Annotated in this window: 13 protein-coding genes and 1 pseudogene; 4 read left to right on the top strand and 10 right to left on the bottom strand. The window is 77.7% G+C overall.

Features of this window, described 5'->3' with window-relative positions; all coding sequences use genetic code 11:
* Nucleotides 1–18 precede the first annotated feature (18 nt).
* From PH190_RS11585 to PH190_RS11575, 3 genes are all read left to right on the top strand, one after another.
* A complete protein-coding gene (locus PH190_RS11585; protein ID WP_274231664.1) occupies nucleotides 19–912 on the top strand; it encodes a TIGR03619 family F420-dependent LLM class oxidoreductase in 894 nt (297 codons plus the stop codon).
* A gap of 98 nt (nucleotides 913–1010) precedes the next feature.
* Complete coding sequence (locus PH190_RS11580; protein WP_274231663.1) at nucleotides 1011–3644, top strand: helix-turn-helix transcriptional regulator; 2634 nt, start codon at nucleotides 1011–1013, stop codon at nucleotides 3642–3644.
* An 87-nt stretch (nucleotides 3645–3731) separates the two neighbouring features.
* On the top strand, nucleotides 3732–4337 hold the full coding sequence (locus PH190_RS11575) for a hypothetical protein (protein WP_274231662.1): 606 nt from the start codon (nucleotides 3732–3734) through the stop codon (nucleotides 4335–4337).
* 82 nt (nucleotides 4338–4419) lie between these two features.
* Here the strand turns inward: PH190_RS11575 and PH190_RS11570 are convergent, their stop codons facing one another.
* The 10 genes from PH190_RS11570 to PH190_RS11525 form a co-directional block, all read right to left on the bottom strand.
* Nucleotides 4420–5097 (bottom strand): NUDIX domain-containing protein, encoded by a 678-nt coding sequence (locus PH190_RS11570; protein WP_274231661.1) that lies wholly within the window; start codon nucleotides 5095–5097, stop codon nucleotides 4420–4422.
* Nucleotides 5094–6863 carry a CTP synthase gene (locus PH190_RS11565; protein WP_274231883.1) on the bottom strand — a complete coding sequence of 590 codons (1770 nt, stop codon included), beginning with the start codon at nucleotides 6861–6863 and terminating at the stop codon, nucleotides 5094–5096. The genes PH190_RS11570 and PH190_RS11565 overlap by 4 nt, the downstream gene beginning before the upstream one ends.
* A 110-nt stretch (nucleotides 6864–6973) precedes the next feature.
* Nucleotides 6974–7891 (bottom strand): copper transporter, encoded by a 918-nt coding sequence (locus tag PH190_RS11560; RefSeq protein WP_274231660.1) that lies wholly within the window; start codon nucleotides 7889–7891, stop codon nucleotides 6974–6976.
* Nucleotides 7888–9096 carry a putative cytokinetic ring protein SteA gene (gene steA / locus PH190_RS11555; RefSeq protein WP_274231659.1) on the bottom strand — a complete coding sequence of 403 codons (1209 nt, stop codon included), beginning with the start codon at nucleotides 9094–9096 and terminating at the stop codon, nucleotides 7888–7890. Before steA ends, PH190_RS11560 begins: the two co-directional genes overlap by 4 nt.
* Before the next feature lie 64 nt (nucleotides 9097–9160).
* Nucleotides 9161–11089 (bottom strand): DNA repair protein RecN, encoded by a 1929-nt coding sequence (recN, locus tag PH190_RS11550; RefSeq protein ID WP_274231658.1) that lies wholly within the window; start codon nucleotides 11087–11089, stop codon nucleotides 9161–9163.
* A 115-nt stretch (nucleotides 11090–11204) separates the two neighbouring features.
* Complete coding sequence (locus PH190_RS11545; RefSeq protein WP_274231882.1) at nucleotides 11205–12158, bottom strand: NAD kinase; 954 nt, start codon at nucleotides 12156–12158, stop codon at nucleotides 11205–11207.
* Between the two features lie 119 nt (nucleotides 12159–12277).
* Nucleotides 12278–13117 (bottom strand): TlyA family RNA methyltransferase, encoded by an 840-nt coding sequence (locus PH190_RS11540; protein ID WP_274231657.1) that lies wholly within the window; start codon nucleotides 13115–13117, stop codon nucleotides 12278–12280.
* 5 nt (nucleotides 13118–13122) lie between these two features.
* Nucleotides 13123–13281 carry a hypothetical protein gene (locus PH190_RS11535; protein WP_274231656.1) on the bottom strand — a complete coding sequence of 53 codons (159 nt, stop codon included), beginning with the start codon at nucleotides 13279–13281 and terminating at the stop codon, nucleotides 13123–13125.
* A gap of 53 nt (nucleotides 13282–13334) precedes the next feature.
* On the bottom strand, nucleotides 13335–14345 hold the full coding sequence (locus PH190_RS11530) for an HAD-IIA family hydrolase (protein WP_274231655.1): 1011 nt from the start codon (nucleotides 14343–14345) through the stop codon (nucleotides 13335–13337).
* Complete coding sequence (locus tag PH190_RS11525) at nucleotides 14342–15169, bottom strand: hypothetical protein (protein WP_274231654.1); 828 nt, start codon at nucleotides 15167–15169, stop codon at nucleotides 14342–14344. Before PH190_RS11525 ends, PH190_RS11530 begins: the two co-directional genes overlap by 4 nt.
* 12 nt (nucleotides 15170–15181) lie before the next feature.
* Between PH190_RS11525 and PH190_RS11520 the strand changes: the two are divergent.
* A pseudogene (locus tag PH190_RS11520) lies at nucleotides 15182–16606 on the top strand (hypothetical protein); the annotation flags it as partial.

The raw sequence follows: 16606 nt of genomic DNA, 5'->3' as shown, positions 1-16606 counted from the left end.
CGGGCCAGAATGATCTCCGTGCGCCTGGGGACCACGTTGCCGCAGTTCGGGGACGCCGCCGACGAGGCCGACCGGATCGGCGACTTCGCCGCCGCGGCCGAGGTGGCCGGGGCCGCGAGCCTGTGGGTCGGCGACCGCCTGCTCGCCGCCGTCGACCCGCAGGTCGGCTACGCGGGCACCGACACGATCCCGGCCGAGTTCCGCCGCGCCCTCGACCCGTTCGCGCTGCTCGCGGTCGCGGCGTCGGCGACGTCGCGCGCGACCCTCGGCACCAGCGTGCTCGTCGGCCCGCTCTACCCGCCCGCGGTGCTCGCCCGCTCGCTCGGCACGATCAGCGCCATCGCCCGCGGGCGGCTGGTCGCCGGCCTGGGCATCGGCTGGTCGCCCGAGGAGTACGCCGGCGCCGGTCTCGACTTCGACCACCGCGGCGCCCGCCTCGACGAGCTGCTCGACGGCCTCGACACGCTCTGGTCGGACACCCCCGCGCCCCTGACCGGCCCGCGCTTCCCCCTGCCCGCCGCGCACGTCGACACCCCGCGCGAGCGCCCGGCGCTCTACCTCTCGGCGTGGACGGAGTCCGCGCTGCGCCGCGTCGGGCGCCGCGCCGACGGGTGGCTGCCGGTCGGCCGCCTGCCCGGCGTCGACATCGAGGGCCAGGCCCGGGCGCTGCGGCGGTTCCGCGCCAACGTCGACGGCGCCGCCACCGAGGCCGGCCGCGACCCCGCCGAGGTCGGCACCGCGCTGCGGGTCAACGTCGACGCGGGCGCCGACGCGGCCGCGATCGCCGACGGCACCCGGCGCCTCGTCGACGCCACGGGGTTCACCGACGTGTTCGTCGACCTCCTGTACGTCGCGCGCGGCCTCGACGCGACCCTCGACCTGGTCCGCGAGGTCCTGCGCCGCCTCGCCTGATCGAGGCGGCTCCCGCCGACCGTCGCGCGCTGGCACGATGACCGCGATGAGCAGGACGGCGCGGCCCGCGGCGACGGCGGAGCGGCCGGTGGACCCCGATGGCCGCTGAGCCCGGCGACGCCGCGCCGGTGGTGCCGCTCGTCCGGGCGCCGCGGTGGGACTGGGTGCCGCGCACGAAGCTGTTCCGCCCGCCGCCGGCGCCGGACACGGTGCCCGACGAGGAGCTGGTCGCGCGGACCGCGGGCGCTGTCGGGGAGGTCCCCGTGACGGTCGTCGTCGCGGCCGCGGGCGCCGGGAAGAGCACGCTCGCCTCGGCGGTGGTCGAGCGCAGCGCCCGCCGCTCGGGGTGGCTGCGCCTCGACGAGCTCGACGACGACCCGACGAGCGTGGTCGAGCTCCTCGTCCGGGCGCTCGACCCGCTGGTCGACGGCGGCCTGCCCGGGTCGCGCCAGCTGCTCGACACCGGGCTGCCCGCGTCCGCCGACCCCCGGCGCGCGGTCGGGGTGCTGGTCAACGACCTGGTCGTCGCCGAGCCGCCGCCGCTGCTCCTGGTGCTCGACGACCTGCACACCGTCGGGGCGCCCGGGGTGCGCGCGGTGCTCGACTACCTCGTCGCCAACCTCCCGCCCGCGCTGCACCTGCTGGTGACCGCCCGCCGGGACCCGCCCCTGCCGATGCCGCGGCTGCGCGCCCGGGCGCAGGTCCACGAGGTGCACGACGCCGACCTGCGCATCTCGCCCGAGCGCGCCGAGGTCCTCCTCAACGACCGGCTCGGCCTGGGCCTGACCCGCGACCGGGTGCGCGCGGTGGTCGCGGCGGCCGGCGGGTGGACCACCGGCGTGCGCCTGCTCGGCACCGCGCCGGACGCGCTCGACGACTACCTCGACGCCGAGGTCCTCGGGGCGGCGACGCCCGAGCTGCGCCGCTTCCTGCTCGACACCGCCGTGCTCGACGTCCTCGACCCGCACGTGTGCGCCGCGGTCACCGGCCGCGACGACGCGCCGGCCCTGCTCGCGGACGCCCGCGCCCGGCTCGGCCCGCTGGTGCTCGTCGCCGACAGCAGCGACGAGACGGTCGACGACCCGACCGGCGGGCCCCTGCTGCGCCACCACGACCTGCTGCGCGCGGCGCTGCGCCGTCGCCTCGCCGCCGAGGCGCCGCACCGCGTCCCCGACCTGCACCGGGCCGCCGCCGCGGCGATCACCGACCCCGCGGCACGCGTCGAGCACCTCCTGGCCGCCGGGGCCGCCGGGGAGGCCGCCGACGTGGTGGCCGGGCTCGCCGGCACCGGCTTCCCCCGCCCCACCGAGCTCCACCGCCTCGAGACCTGGGTCCGGCGCCTGCCGCCCGCCGAGGTGGCCGCCCGGCCCCGCCTCGGCGTGCTGGCGGGGTTCGCCGCGGTCCAGCGCGGGGAGCTCGCCGCGGCCACGGCCCTGCTCGAGCCGGCGCTGGCCGCGGCCACCGCCGCCGGCCCCGACGAGCGGGTCACGCGGTGGCTCGCGGCCCGGGCACTGCACGTCGCGACGGCCGACCACGCCCGCCTCGTCCCGGTCCTCGCCGGGCTCGAGGACGACCCGGCGTTCGCCACGCTCTCCCCCGCCGCCCGCGCCGAGCACCACGTGTCCCTCGCCTACGCGGCCGCCTTCGCCGGCGACGGGGCGGGCTGCGCCGCCCGCAGCCGGGCCGCCGTCACGCTGGCCGCGTCGGGGGACGACGGCGTCCTCGAGGTGCTGGCCCGGCACCTCGGTCCCCTGCTGATCGGCCACGAGGGCGGAGTCGACCTCGTCGGCGAGCACCTGGCGCGCACCGAGGCGCACCCGCACCCGACGCCGCTGATCCGGCTCGGCACCCTGGTGCAGCGGGCGTACCTCGGGCTGCTCACCGTGCGGTGGGACGAGGCCGACACCGCGGTGGCCGAGGCCGCGGACCTGCCCGAACGACTCGGCGGCCTGCCCTACCTGCGCGCCACCCTCGACTGGGTCCGGGCGGCCGTCGCCCACGCGCGCGGCGACCTCGCCCTCGCCGAGGCCCGCTGCCGCCCCGACACCACGAGCGCCACCGACCTCGACCGCGACCTCCTCCCCCTGCGCCACGCGCTCCTCGCGCGCGTCCTGCGCCGCCAGGGCCGCACCGCGGAGCTCGACGCCCTGGCGCGGAGCACCACCACCGCCGGGCACCCGCTCGCCCGGGTCGCGGGGGCCGCCGTGCGGGCCCAGGCGGCGCTGGCCGCCGGGGACCCGGCCGCCGCCGCCGCGTGCCTGGAGCAGGGCGGCCCGGTGGTGCTCGCGCCGTACCTCGTCCCGTCGTCCCTGGACCGGGCGCTGGTGCTCGCCGCGGCGGCCCGGCACGCCGAGGCGGTGGCGGCGACCCGCGAGGTCGTGGAGACCGCCCGCCGGTGGCGCATGCCCGGCCTGCTCGCGCTGGCCGGGGACGAGGTGCGACCCCTGCTCGAGGAGGTCGGCGGCCGCACCGTGGCGGCGGCGCTCGCCGCCCTCGACGGTCCCGGCGGCCCGAGCCCCGTCCCGGTGCCGGGCGGCGCCGAGGTGCTCTCCGGGCGCGAGGTGGAGGTGCTGCGCCTGCTCGCCGACGGCGCCTCCAACCGTGCCGTCGCCGCGCGGCTGGTGGTCAGCGAGAACACCGTCAAGACCCACGTCCGGCACGTGCTGACCAAGCTCGGCGCGGGCTCGCGCGGCGAGGCCGTCGCCCTCGCCCGGCGGCACCACCTCATCTGACGGTCACCCGCGTCTCATCACCGCGCTCACCCCGGATCACCACGACGGATGACGGCCCGGACGCCTCGGGCCGGTGGACTGGTCGCCATGACCACGACACCGCTCGAGCGCGTCAGCGCCGTCGCCACCATCGTCGCCCCCGTCCTCCTGCTCGCCAGCACCGTCGCCTACGGCACCCTCGGAGAGGGCCACGGGGTCGGCGGTGTCGGCGGGCTCGTCCAGGTCGTCGCCATGATCGCGTTCGCGGTCGCGGTGGTGGGCCTCGCCCGCTGGGCCGAGCCGGCCGCCCCGCGCGCCGCGGCCGCCCTCACCGTCCTGTGTCTCGCCGGCACCGCGGGTGGCGTCGCCTTCGGCGTCGACGGGATCCAGGCCGGGCTGTTCGGCACCCCCGGTCTCGACGAGGTCGACCTCGTCGGCGCCCTGGCCCTGCGGGGTCCCGGGCTGCTGTTCCCGCCATCGATGGCCGCGCTCGCGATCCTGCTGGGCGTCACCGGCCGGGCCTCCCGCCCGGTGGCGGCGGCGTTCGCCCTGGCGGCGCTGCTCTTCCCGGTCGGGCGCATCTTCAGCCTGCTGCCGGTCGCGGTCGTCACCGACCTGCTCCTCATCGCGACCATGGGCGTCCTCGGCCTCCGCCTCCTGCGCGGGGCCGGCCCCCGGTCGGTCCCGACCCTGCGGGAGACCGTCACCGCCTGACCCGCCGTTCACCCTCCACGGCCGGCACGCCCTCCGGGGCGGGCCGGCCGTGACGTCGTGGGGCGCGGGGGTGGGAGGGTGCTCAGCGCCGGGCGGCCCGGCGGGCCGCGTACTCGCTCGGCCGGTCCACCCAGGGGGCGTCGACGGGCCGGGCCTCGGACCGGCCGTCGCGCACCGCCGCCGCGGCGAACACGCCCGCGACGCACGGCCCGTTGACCAGGGCGCCGGACAGGGCGCCGGTGACGAGGTCGTCGAGCGGGATCCGGCGGATCACGAGGTCCGCCTCCTCGTCGTCGCCGCCGGCGGGGCGCTCCACCGACCGGAGCCCGCGGGCCAGGAACACCCGCACCGACTCGTCGGCGAAGCCCGGGCAGCCGACGATGTCGACCAGCGTGGACCACTCGTCGGCCTCGACCCCGACCTCCTCGACCAGCTCGCGGCGCGCCGCGGAGACCGGCTCCTCGGACGGATCGTCGAGCAGCCCGGCCGGCATCTCCCAGATGCGCCGCCCGAGCGCCGGCCGGTACTGGTAGATCATGACGAGCCGGTCGTCCTCGTCGAGCGCCGCGACGGCCACCGCACCGAAGTGCTCGACCTTCTCCCGGCCGGCCACCCGCCCGCCGGGCATCCGCACGTCGTCGCGGCGCAACGCGAAGATCGGGCCCTCGTAGAGCGTCTCGCTGTCGACGACGGCGAAGTCGTGCGGCGGCCGGCCGTCGTGCGGGTCGGCGAGGGTGTCGGGCGTCCGCGGCCCGGTCACGAGGAGGCCCGCGCCGGCTCGTCGAGGCGCTCGGTCTGCTCGTCGGTGAGGTCGGTGCCGTCCGGGCCGCCTGCCCCGGTCGGGCCGTACGGCCCGTCGGTCTCCAGGTCCAGGCGCTGGGACGTCACGTAGCGCAGGGCCGCCGCCACGAAGGCCCGGAACAGCGGGTGCGCGCGCGTCGGCCGGCTCTTCAGCTCGGGATGCGCCTGGGTGCCGACGAAGAACGGGTGCTGGTCGCGGGGCAGCTCGACGAACTCGACGAGCCCGCCGTCCGGCGACGTCCCGGAGAACACCAGCCCCGCGTCGGCGAGGCGCTCGCGGTAGGCGTTGTTGACCTCGTAGCGGTGGCGGTGCCGCTCGGAGATCCGCCCGGTGCCGTAGGCCGCGCGCGTCACCGTGTCCGGCGCCAGCACCGCGGGCCAGGCGCCGAGGCGCATCGTGCCGCCCATGTCGCGCTCGCCGGCGACGACGTCGGTCTGGTCGGCCATCGTCGAGATCACCGGGTGCGGGGTCGTCTCGTCGAACTCCGCGGAGTTGGCGCCCTCGAGCCCCGCCATCGACCTCGCCGCGTGGATGACCATGCACTGCAGCCCCAGGCACAGGCCGAGCGCGGGGATGCCCTGGCGGTGGGCGTGGTCGAGCGCGCCGACCTTGCCCTCGATGCCGCGGATGCCGAAGCCGCCGGGCACGAGGATGCCGTCGACGCCCTGCAGCGCCGCGGCCGCACCGGCCGGGGTCTCGCACTCGTCGGAGGGCACCCAGCGCATCGTGACCCGCGCGCGGTGCGCGAACCCGCCGGCGCGCAGGGCCTCGGTGACCGAGAGATAGGCGTCGGGCAGGTCGACGTACTTGCCGACGATCGCGATCTCGACGGTCTCGGTGGGGTGGTGCACGCGGTCGAGCAGGTCACCCCAGACCGTCCAGTCGACGTCGCGGAACGGCAGCCCGAGTCGGCGCACCACGTAGGCGTCGAGGCCCTCGCCGTGCAGCACCTTCGGGATGTCGTAGATCGACCGGGCGTCGGGGCAGGCGACGACGCCGTCCTCCTCGACGTCGCACATCAGGCTGATCTTGCGCGTCATCTCGTCGGGGATCGGGCGGTCGGCGCGCAGCACCAGGCCGTCGGGCTGGATACCGATGTTGCGCAGCGCCGCCACCGAGTGCTGGGTCGGCTTGGTCTTCAGCTCCCCCGACGGCGCGAGGAACGGCACCAGCGAGACGTGCAGGAAGAAGCAGTTGTCGCGGCCGACCTCGTGGCGCAGCTGGCGCGCGGCCTCGAGGAAGGGCAGCGACTCGATGTCGCCGACGGTGCCGCCGACCTCGGTGATCACGACGTCGGGCGCCGGGTCGGCCGTCCGCATCGCCAGCACGCGCGACTTGATCTCGTCGGTGATGTGCGGGATGACCTGGACGGTGTCACCGAGGTACTCGCCGCGGCGTTCCTTGGCGATGACGCTCGAGTACACCTGGCCGGTGGTGACGTTGGCGCGCGCGGAGAGGTCGCGGTCGAGGAAGCGCTCGTAGTGCCCGATGTCCAGGTCGGTCTCGGCGCCGTCCTCGGTGACGAAGACCTCGCCGTGCTGGAACGGGTTCATCGTCCCGGGGTCGACGTTGAGGTAGGGGTCCAGCTTCTGCATCGTCACGCGCAGGCCGCGCGCGGTGAGCAGCTGGCCCAGGCTCGACGCCGTCAGCCCCTTGCCGAGCGACGAGGCGACGCCCCCGGTGACGAACACGTGCTTGGTCGTCCGCGTCGGCTGCATGGTCAGGACCCCGTCGCGGTCGTGACGGCCGTTCGGGCGATCCTCCGTCGGGAGAGTCCGCGATCCACGGGACCCCACCGTAACAGCGTGTCGCCCCGCCGCCCGAGCGGCCCTCCTCAGCCGGCGGCGGGCTGCGGGATGAACGTGCCCGCGGCCGGGCCGTAGACGCCGGTGCGCCCGTCGGCCTGCTCGCGCAGGGCCAGCACCGTCGCCACCCGCGACGACGGTCCCTCCAGCGCGTCGACGGTCGACAGGCCGCTGTGCATCGCCGGGTCCGCGCGCACGGCGTCGACCGCGCCCGAGCCGCCACGGCCCGCGAGCACCGCGCCGGCCCCGACCCGGTCCATCTCCCCCGCGATCCGCGCCACCACGGCGTCGCGAGCCGGGTCGGCGGTCCCGCCGGTGACGACGAGCGCGAGCTCGCCCGGCGACGGGTCCACCGCGTCCGGCGCGGCCAGGTACCCGGCGTCGGCGAGGATCTGCAGCGCCGTCGTGACCTCGGGGCCCGTCGTCTGCTCGTCGATCCCCTGCGGCCGGGTGACGAGCAGCGAGGCGAGCAGGGAACCGGTGAGCGTGCCGGTGTCGGTGGTGGTCGGCAGCTGCGCGCCCGCGGGCAGCAGGCGCGGCACGAGTGCGCGCAGCTCCTCGGCGCGCTCGGGGGCGACGGCGGCGTCGGTGAGTGCCAGCCGGCCGGTGACGCGCCCGCCCGCGCGGGCGACGAGGTCGGCGACGGCGTCGACGTCGGCCGGATCGGCGCCGGGCGCGGCGACGACCGCGACCCCGCGCCCGGGCAGCACGCCCGCGACCGTGGACGGGGCGCCGGCGGCGACGAGGCGGTCGGTGGCGAGCAGGTGGGCGCCGATGGCGTCGCGCTCCCCGCGGACCTGCACGACCTGCTCGGCGAGCTGGTCGCGATCGGAGGTCAGCGCGCCGAGCACGCGGCCCGACAGCGCCGAGGCCCCGAGCACGACCCCCAGCGCGAGCGCGAGGAGGACCGCCGCGATCGACACGACGTGGTAGCGCAGCGACATCATCCCCGGACCCCCTGGGCGGCCTGGGCAGCGCCGAGGGCCGCCGTCCACCCCTCGCGCACGAGCATCACGATCGCCTCGGCGACACCGCTGGCCAGCAGCGCCGTCGCGCCGACCGCCATGACGGCCAGCAGCAGGAGCAGGACCGCGCCGGTGGTGACGCGGTGGCGGTGCAGGGCCGCGACCGCCGACGCGTCGACCAGCGTCGGGCCCAGGCGCAGCCGCGTCAGGACCGTCGACGGGTTGCTGCCGGTGCGGCCGCGGTCGAGGAAGCCCGAGAGGGTGGCCTCGAAGCCGCACGCGACCACCAGCGAGGCGCCGTGGCGCTGGGCGAGGATCAGGGCCATGTCCTCGGGGTTCGCCGACGACGGGAACCCGACCGGGTCGATGCCGGCGTCCTGCAGGCGCGCGAGCCCGGCGATGTGCCCGTCGAGGTCGGCGGGGATGACGACGTCGACGGCCTTGCGCGCGAGCTCCGGGTCGATCTCCAGCGCGGTCCCGACGACCACCGACGGCGTCCAGCCCGCGGCCTTGAGCGACTCGGCCCCGCCGCCGACGCCGACGAGCACCGGGCGCTCCTCGCGCACGAAGTGCCGCAGGCGCCGCAGCTCGGTGGCGCGGTCGGGGCCCGGGGCGACGACCAGCACGGTGCGGCCGTTCATCGAGGTCTCGAGGCCCGGGACGCCGACGCCGTCGAGCAGCATCGCGCGCTCGCGGCCCATGAACTCAGTGGTGTTCGCCGAGAACGCCTCCAGCTGCGCGGCGAGCCCGGAGCGGGCCTCGGCGAGCTGGTCGGCGACCGTCTCGGGCGTCTGGGAGAAGCCGCGGGCGATCTCCTCCTCGCCCAGGTACACCCCGCCGTCGTGGAGCCGGACCGTGGCGCCGTCGCGCAGGCGGCGCAGCACCGCGTCGCCGACGTCGTCGAGCAGCGCCACCCCGGCGTCGGTGAGGATCTCCGGGCCGAGGTTCGGGTAGCGCCCCGAGATCGACGGCGAGACGTTGACGACCCCGGCCACCCCGGCGTCGACGAGCGCGTGCGCGGTGGCCCGGTCGAGGTCGACCTGGTCGATCACGGCGACGTCGCCGCGGCCGAGCCGGCGCAGCAGCTCCGGGGACACCTCGCCGCCCGCGCGACCCCCGAGGCGCGCCGGGCCGACGACCCCGACCGCCGCCTCCTTCGTCCGACCGCGCGGCCACTTGATGCCCATGGGGTCGATGGTGGTCGGCGGGACGCGTGGGACGGAGGCGACGCGCCGAGGGGGGTCCCGCCGGTCACCCGGCCCGGCGACTCCGGCGGCTCCTGTTACTCCGCGTGGCCGAACCACGACTGATCGGGGTCGGGGCCCCGGTACCGGGCTCGCCTTCCGTCCCCGCGCGGTCGGCCGCGGCCGCCGCGAGCAGCTCCTCGGCGTGGGCCCGCCCGGTCTCGGTCTCCTCGGTGCCCGCGAGCATCCGGGCGAGCTCGACCGTGCGCTCGCCGTCCTCGAGCACGCGGACCGCGCTGCGCGTGACCCCGTCGGTGGCCGCGACGTCGGCGAGCCCGCCCTTGTCGACGACGAGGTGACGGTCGGCGTACGCGGCGACCTGCGCGAGGTGGGTGACCACGACGACCTGGTGGGTGGCGGCGAGGCGCGCGAGCCGGCGGCCGACCTCCACCGCGGCGCGCCCGCCGACCCCGGCGTCGACCTCGTCGAACACCAGCGTCGGCGTGGTGTCCGCCCCGGCGAGCACGACCTCGACCGCGAGCATGACCCGCGAGAGCTCGCCGCCCGAGGCGCCCTTGTGCACCGGCAGCGCCGGCGCGCCCGCGTGCGGGGTGAGCAGGAGCTCGACCTCGTCGACACCGTCGGGGCCGGCGACCACCCGGGCACCGTCGACCTCGAGTGCCGCCGCGTCGCCCGGTGCGGCCTCCTTGACCCGCACCGCGAGCTGCACCGACGCCGACCCCATGGCCAGGCCGTCGAGCTCGGCGGACACGGCGGCGCCGAACCGGTCGGCAGCCTCGCGGCGCGCGGCCGACACCCGCTCGGCGTGGCCGGCGAGCTCGCCGGCGAGCTGCTCGGCCTCGGCGGCCAGCGCGGCGAGGGCCTCGTCGGAGGTGTCGAGGCCGGTGAGCCGCTCGCGCGCCTGGTCCGCCCACGCCAGCACCCCGTCGACGTCGGCGGCGTACTTGCGCGTGAGCCCCTTGAGGGCGGCCTGCCGGGCGAGCACCTGCTCGAGGCGCTGGGGGTCGGCCTCGAGGCGCTCGAGGTAGTCGGTGAGCTCCGCGGCGGCGTCGCCGATCAGCGCGGCGGCCTCGGCGAGCCGCGGGTCGAGCGCCGCGAGCACCGGGTCCTCGGTGCCCTGCACGCGCCGGCGCGCCTCGCCCAGCAGGCCGACGGCGTCCGGCTCCTCGCCCGTGCCGTCCGGCGGGCCGGCGAGGGCCGCGAGCGCGCCCGCGGCGGTGGCCCGCAGGTCGTCGGCATCGGCGAGTCGGCGGGCCTCGGCGACGAGCTCGGCGTCCTCGCCGGGCTGCGGGTCGACCGCCTCGATCTCGGTGAGGCCGTGGCGCAGCATGTCGGCCTCGCGGCTGAGCTCGCGCGCCTGCTCGTGGCGGCGGGCCAGCTCGGTGACCGCGCGCCGCCACGCCGTGCGCGTGCGCCGGTAGGCGGCCAGAGGTTCGGCCACCGCGGCGCCGGCGAACCGGTCGAGCACCGCGCGCTGCTCGGCCGAGCGCAGCAGGCGCAGCGCCTCGTGCTGGCCGTGGACCGCGAGCGCGGCGTCGGTGACGTCGCCCAGGACCGCCATCGGCACGGACCGCCCGCCGAGGTGCGCCCGCGAGCGCCCGTCGGCGGACACCGTCCGCGCGGCGATGAGGCTGCCGTCGTCGTCCAGCGCCGCGCCGGCGTCGGCGGCCAGGCGCAGGGCCGAGCGTGGCGGACCGTCGCCGACCTCGCCGTCAGCGCCGTCGGCGCCCTCACCGCCCTCGTCCGCGGCGTCCGGCGTCGGGGGAAGCAGGAAGCGGCCCTCGACGGTGGCGCGCGCGGCCCCGCGGCGCACGCGCGAGGAGTCGGCCCGGCCGCCCCCCAGCAGGTGCAGCCCCGTGACCACCATCGTCTTGCCCGCACCCGTCTCCCCCGTGACCACGGTGAGTCCGGGGTGCAGGTCGAGGGTCGCGTCCTCGATGACCCCGAGGCCCTGGATCCTCAGCTCGCTGAGCACGGGCCTCACGATAACCACGACCCCCGACGCCCCGGGGCCGAACACGCCGATCCGATCGAACACATGGTCGAACGGTCGGTGACGGGCGGTCGACGGGGAGGGATGCTCCGGATCGTCAGGGCCGGCGGCCGCGCCATCCCTGGACGGGCAGGCCGAACTTGCGGACCAGCCGGTCGGTGAACGGCTGCACGCGCAGCCGGGCGAGCAGCACCGGGGCCCGGCCGCGGACCACCTCGACCCGCGAGCCCGGCGGCAGCTCGATCGTGCGCCGGCCGTCGCAGACGAGCACGCCCGCGTCGCCGCGGTTGGAGACCTCCAGAGCCACCGACGACTCCGGCGACACCACCAGCGGGCGCGCGAACAGGGCGTGCGCGTTGCTCGGCACCAGCAGCATCGCCTGCACCTCGGGCCACACCACCGGCCCGCCCGCCGAGAACGCGTAGGCCGTCGAGCCCGTCGGCGTCGCCACCAGCACCCCGTCGCAGGCGAACTCCGACACCGGCCGCGCGTCGACCTCGAGCACCACGTCGAGCAGCCGCGCCCAGTTCATCTTCTCGACGATCACCTCGTTGAGCGCCCACGTCCGGCCCAGCTCGGTGCCGTTCTGGTGCGCGACGACGTCGACCGTCATCCGCTCCTCGACCCGGTAGGTGCGCGCGACGACGGCGTCGAGGACCTCGTCGAGGTCGTCGATGTCGGCCTCCGCGAGGAACCCCACGCGCCCGAGGTTCACCCCCAGCATCGGCACCCGCGCGTGCCGCGCGAGCTCCGCGGCCCGCAACAGCGTCCCGTCCCCGCCGAGGACCAGGACGATCTCCATGCCCAGCGCCGCGTCCGAGTCGGGCGAGACGGTGCGCGGGCGCTGCGCCGGCGGCAGGTCGTCGAAGAGCCCCTCGTCGGTGGAGTACTCGTCGGGCAGGATCCGCAGCGCGAACCCGGCCTCGGCCAGCCGGCGGGCGGCCTCCGACGCCACGCGCCGCGTCGCCTCCCGCCCGGTGTGGACGACGAGCAGCGCGTTGCGCGCCGAACCGTCGCCGTTCGGGCGGTCGGCCTCGGGATGGGTCTCCACCGACGCGACGCCGTGCTCGCCCGGCGCTGGGCCGGCGACACCGCCGACCCCGGCAACACCGTTGCCCCGTCCCTCGGTCCCGACGCCGGTCACCGGCGCCCTCCCCTCGTCCGCGTCGCTCACGCCGGTCCCCGTTCCACGGCCCGGCGGACCAGGGCCTCGTCGTCCGCGGCGAGGGCGTCGTCGGTGTCGCCGTCGGCCCGCTGCAGCCAGCAGAAGTACTCCACGTTGCCCGACGGGCCCGGCAGCGGGCTCGCGACGACGTCGCGCAGCACCAGCCCCCGCTCCCGCGCCGCGCCCACGACGTCGAGCACCGCCGAGGCCCGCAGCGCCGGGTCGCGCACGACCCCGCCGGAGCCCAGCCGGTCGCGACCGACCTCGAACTGCGGCTTCACCATCGGCACGAGGTCCCCGCCGGGCACCGTGCAGGAAACGAGCGCGTCGAGGACCAGCCGCAGCGAGATGAACGACAGGTCCGCGACGACCAGCTCGACCGGCCCGCCGATGTCGGCGGGGGTCAGCGCGCGGACGTTGACGCGGTCGTGGACGGCGACCCGCGGGTCGGTCTGCAGCGACCACACCAGCTGGCCGTACCCCACGTCGACGGCCACGACCTCGCGCGCCCCGCGGCGCAGCAGGACGTCGGTGAAGCCGCCGGTGGACGCGCCGGCGTCGAGGCAGCGGCGGCCCTCGACGGCGAGACCCTGCGGGGCGAACGCCTCGAGCGCCCCCAGCAGCTTGCCCGCGCCGCGCGACGCCCAGCCCGGGTCGTCGACGTCCTCGCGCACCACGACGGCGGCCGCGGTCTCGACGGCCGTGGCGGGCTTGGTCGCGACCGTCCCGCCGACCGTCACCCGGCCGTCGGCGATCAGCCCCGCCGCGTGCTCCCGCGACCGCGCCAGCCCGCGACGGACCAGCTCGGCGTCGAGGCGCAGCCGGCGCGCGGTGGACCGGGCCACCGCGCTCAGGTCCGGTCCAGGTCGGCCAGCACCGCGACCAGCGCGTCGTGCACCGCCTCGAACCGCGCGGCCTGCTCGGCCGCGTCGTGCTCCCCGGCCCCGTCCTGCCCGTCGGCGGGCAGCGCGGCGACCGCGTCGCGCAGGGTGACGAGCGCGTCGGTCATGGCGTGTGCTCCCGGGCGGTCGGTGGGCGGTGCTCCGGCACCACGCTAACGCCTCAGCCGGTGGTCAGCCCGAGCGTGCTGATCACCTTCTCGGCGGCCTCGTCACCGCCGCGGACCGTGTCGTGGGGCTCCGAGGACGCCCACGCCGCGCGGCAGAGGGCCCGCAGGGCGGCGGTGGTGTCGCCGGTGTCGCCGGTATCGCCGCCCGAGCCCTCGAGGACGAGCGCGGCACCGTCGCGGCGCGCGGTCCAGCCGCCGGTCTCGCCGTCGCCGATCGCGGTCGGGGCGAGGTCGTCGTCGAGGACCCGCAGGTCGGCACCGAGGTAGGTGGGGCGCTGCCCGGCCGGCGCGGCGAGGAGGCCCGCCGGGGTCGAGACGCCGGTGAGCACGAGCAGGCTCTCGGCGCCGACCGCGTGCGCGCCGGCGATGTCGGTGTCGAGCCGGTCGCCGACGACGAGCGGGCGCTGCGCGCCGACCCGGTCGATGGCCTGTTGCAGCAGCGGCGCGGCCGGCTTGCCCGCGACGTCGGGCTCGCGCGCGCACGCCGTGCGCAGCACCGCGACCATCGACCCGTTGCCCGGCAGCAGGCCCCGCTCGTTCGGCAGGGTGGGGTCGACGTTGCAGGCGACCCACGCCGCGCCGCGGTTCAGCGCCAGCGCCGCCTCGGCGAGGATGCGCCAGCCCGTGTCCGGCGAGTGGCCCTGCACCACGGCCACCGGCTCGTCCTCCTCGGCGCGCACCGGCTCCAGGCCGACGAGACGGATCTCCTCGGCGAGCGCCTCCGTGCCCACCACCAGGACCTTGTCGCCGGGCGAGAGCCGCTCGGCCAGCACCGCGGCGCCGGCCTGCGCGCTGGTGACGACGTCGTCGGTGTCCAGGGTCAGGCCGAGCTCGCGCAGGTGGTCGGCGACCTCGTCGGGCCCGCGCGAGGCGTTGTTGGTGACGTAGGAGACCGTCAACCGAGCCCGCACGGCCTCGAGGGTCTCGACCGCACCGTCGATCGCCGCCGGCCCGCGGTACACCGTGCCGTCGAGGTCGACGAGCAGCGCGTCGTGCCCCCTCACCCCGCCGACCCCGTGCCCGACGCCGCGTCCTCGCGCGCGGGCCCCGCCGCCGCGGCGGCGTCCTCGTCGTCGGCGTCGCCCCCGTCGGCCGCCGGGTCCTCGACCTCGTCGGCCTCACCCGTCGCGAGGTCCACCTCGCCCTCCTCGGCGGGGTCCTCGGCGAGGCCGTCGTCACCACTGACGGCGTCCGAGGCGACGGCGGTGTCCTCGGCGTCGGCGTCCGTCGCGACGGCGGCCTCCTCGCCGTCGGCGGCGTCGGCCTCGAGGTCGTCGGCGTCGTCGTCGGCGGCGAGGTCGTCGACGTCAGCGGCCTCGGCGGCGTCCACCGGCTCCGGGTCGACCGCGACGGCCGTCTCGCCGACGCCGAGCATGATCGCCCGCTCCTCGGCGTCGGTCTCGCCCTCGACGTCGGTGCGGGCGGCCTCGAGGAACGCGCGGACCGCGTCGTCGGTGCGCCCGGCCGCCTGCAGGGCCTCGGCGTAGGCGTAGAAGAGGCGCGGCACCCACGGGTCGTCGCGGGACGCGTCGAGCGCGGGCACCTGGAGCCCGACCACCGCCGCGTCGTACTCGCCCAGGTCGCGCCGGGCGCCCGACACCACGATGAGGAGCTCGACGGCGTCCTCGGTGCTGAGGTCGCGGGCCTCGGGGCTGCGGGACAGCTCGATCGCGCGCTCGGGACGGCCGAGGGCGCGCTCGGCGTCGGCCATCACCGGCAGGTGGCCGTCACCGCCCATCCGCCGGCTCGCCCGCAGCTCGGAGAGCGCCTCGGCCCACTCGCCGGCGTGGTACGCCGCGAGACCCGCGGCCTCTCGGACGATCGCCACCCGGCTCGCCCGGTGCCGCGCGAAGCGGGCGTGCGCGAGGGCCTGCTCCGGGTCGTCGTCGACGAGCTCGCCGACCGCGACGAGGTGCCGGGCGACCGTGTCCGCCAGGTCCTTCGGCAGCCCGCGCAGGTCGCGGCGGGCCTCCTGGTCGAGCAGGTCGGGCGTGATGTCGTCGGGCAGGGGCGGCGCGACCGGACGCGGCGCCGCGTCCTGGTGGCGCTGGACCGCCGGCTCCTCGCGACGGTCACCGCGATCGCGGGTCTGCTCGTACGGACGGTCCCCGCGCGGGCCCTGGCGGTCGCGGTCGGGTCCGCGGCGCCCGCCGTCCGGACGTCCGCCACGACCACGGTCGGCGCCGGGCCGCTCGTCCCGGCGCGGGCCGCCCGAGAGGCCCGAGCGGCGGTCGTCGCGCGGCCGGTCACCACGAGGCCGGTCGTCGCGCGGACGGTCACCACGAGGCCGGTCGCCCTGCGGGCGTTCACCACGAGGCCGGTCGTCGCGCGGACGGTCACCACGAGGCCGGTCGCCGTGCGGGCGGTCACCACGAGGGCGGTCGTCGCGCGGACGGTCGCCGCGGGGACGGTCGTCGCGCGGACGGTCACCCCGGGGGCGGTCACCCTGCGGGCGCTCACCACGGGGCCGGTCGTCGCGTCCGCGGTCGTTCTGGCGGCGGTCGTCCTGGCGGCGGTCGTCCCGGGGACGCCCGCCCTGGGGACGGTCGTCCCGCGACCAGCCGCTGCGCTGCCGATTGTCGCGCGGCCGGTCGTCACGCCGGTCGGGGCCGCGCCGCTCGTCCCGGCCACCGTCGCCACCCGAGCGCGGACCGCGCGGACCACCGCCGGTCGTGCGGTCGTCGGGGCGTCCGCGGGACCCGGGAGCTCCACCACGATCGCGCGGTGGGCCCGCGGAGCGGTCGGAGCGCTGCCCGCCGCGCCCGGCGCCACGGTCGTCACCGCTCGGTCGACGGGGGCCGCCGCGGTCCGGACGACCGGAGCCCTGCTCGCCGGCCGATCGCCGGTCGGGGCCACCGCCGCGAGGGCGCTCGCCACCACGGTCCTCGCGCGGACCGCGATCGCGACCCGCCGAGCGCCCGCTCGATCCCTGGCCGCCGCCGCGGGGTCCGCCCGTCCGGGGACCACTGCGGCCACCGGGCGGACGGCCGCCACCGGACGGTTGGTCGTCGCGTGGTGCACCCGCGGTCCTGCCGCGCCGACCGCCGTCGTCGCCTCCGCGAGCGCCGGCGCCCTCCGACGGGTCGGACGACATGGACGACCTCCTGTGGACATGCGAACGGGCAGGGCTCCGGCCGGAGTCCTGCCCGTTGAGGTCCTGCTCGATCTCGTGACGGCTCCTGCGAGCCGTCGGTGCTGTTGCCGACCCCGGGTGTGGGGGTGGTCGGGTGTTCCGGCGGTGTCCTACTCTCCCACGACCTGTCGG

It is taken from the genome of Actinomycetospora straminea (genome assembly GCF_028737255.1).
Classification (GTDB): domain Bacteria; phylum Actinomycetota; class Actinomycetes; order Mycobacteriales; family Pseudonocardiaceae; genus Actinomycetospora; species Actinomycetospora straminea.
The sequence above is the reverse complement of the archived record's forward strand: the minus strand, read 5'-3'. Positions and strand labels throughout refer to the sequence as shown.

Excerpts from the sequence above, each read along its gene's own strand:
- PH190_RS11535 (WP_274231656.1), bottom strand. The coding sequence starts at position 13,281 with ATGACCGACGCGCTCGTCACCCTGCGCGACGCGGTCGCCGCGCTGCCC.
- PH190_RS11580 (WP_274231663.1), top strand. The coding sequence starts at position 1,011 with ATGGCCGCTGAGCCCGGCGACGCCGCGCCGGTGGTGCCGCTCGTCCGG.
- PH190_RS11560 (WP_274231660.1), bottom strand. The coding sequence starts at position 7,891 with ATGATGTCGCTGCGCTACCACGTCGTGTCGATCGCGGCGGTCCTCCTC.
- steA (WP_274231659.1), bottom strand. The coding sequence starts at position 9,096 with ATGGGCATCAAGTGGCCGCGCGGTCGGACGAAGGAGGCGGCGGTCGGG.
- PH190_RS11575 (WP_274231662.1), top strand. The coding sequence starts at position 3,732 with ATGACCACGACACCGCTCGAGCGCGTCAGCGCCGTCGCCACCATCGTC.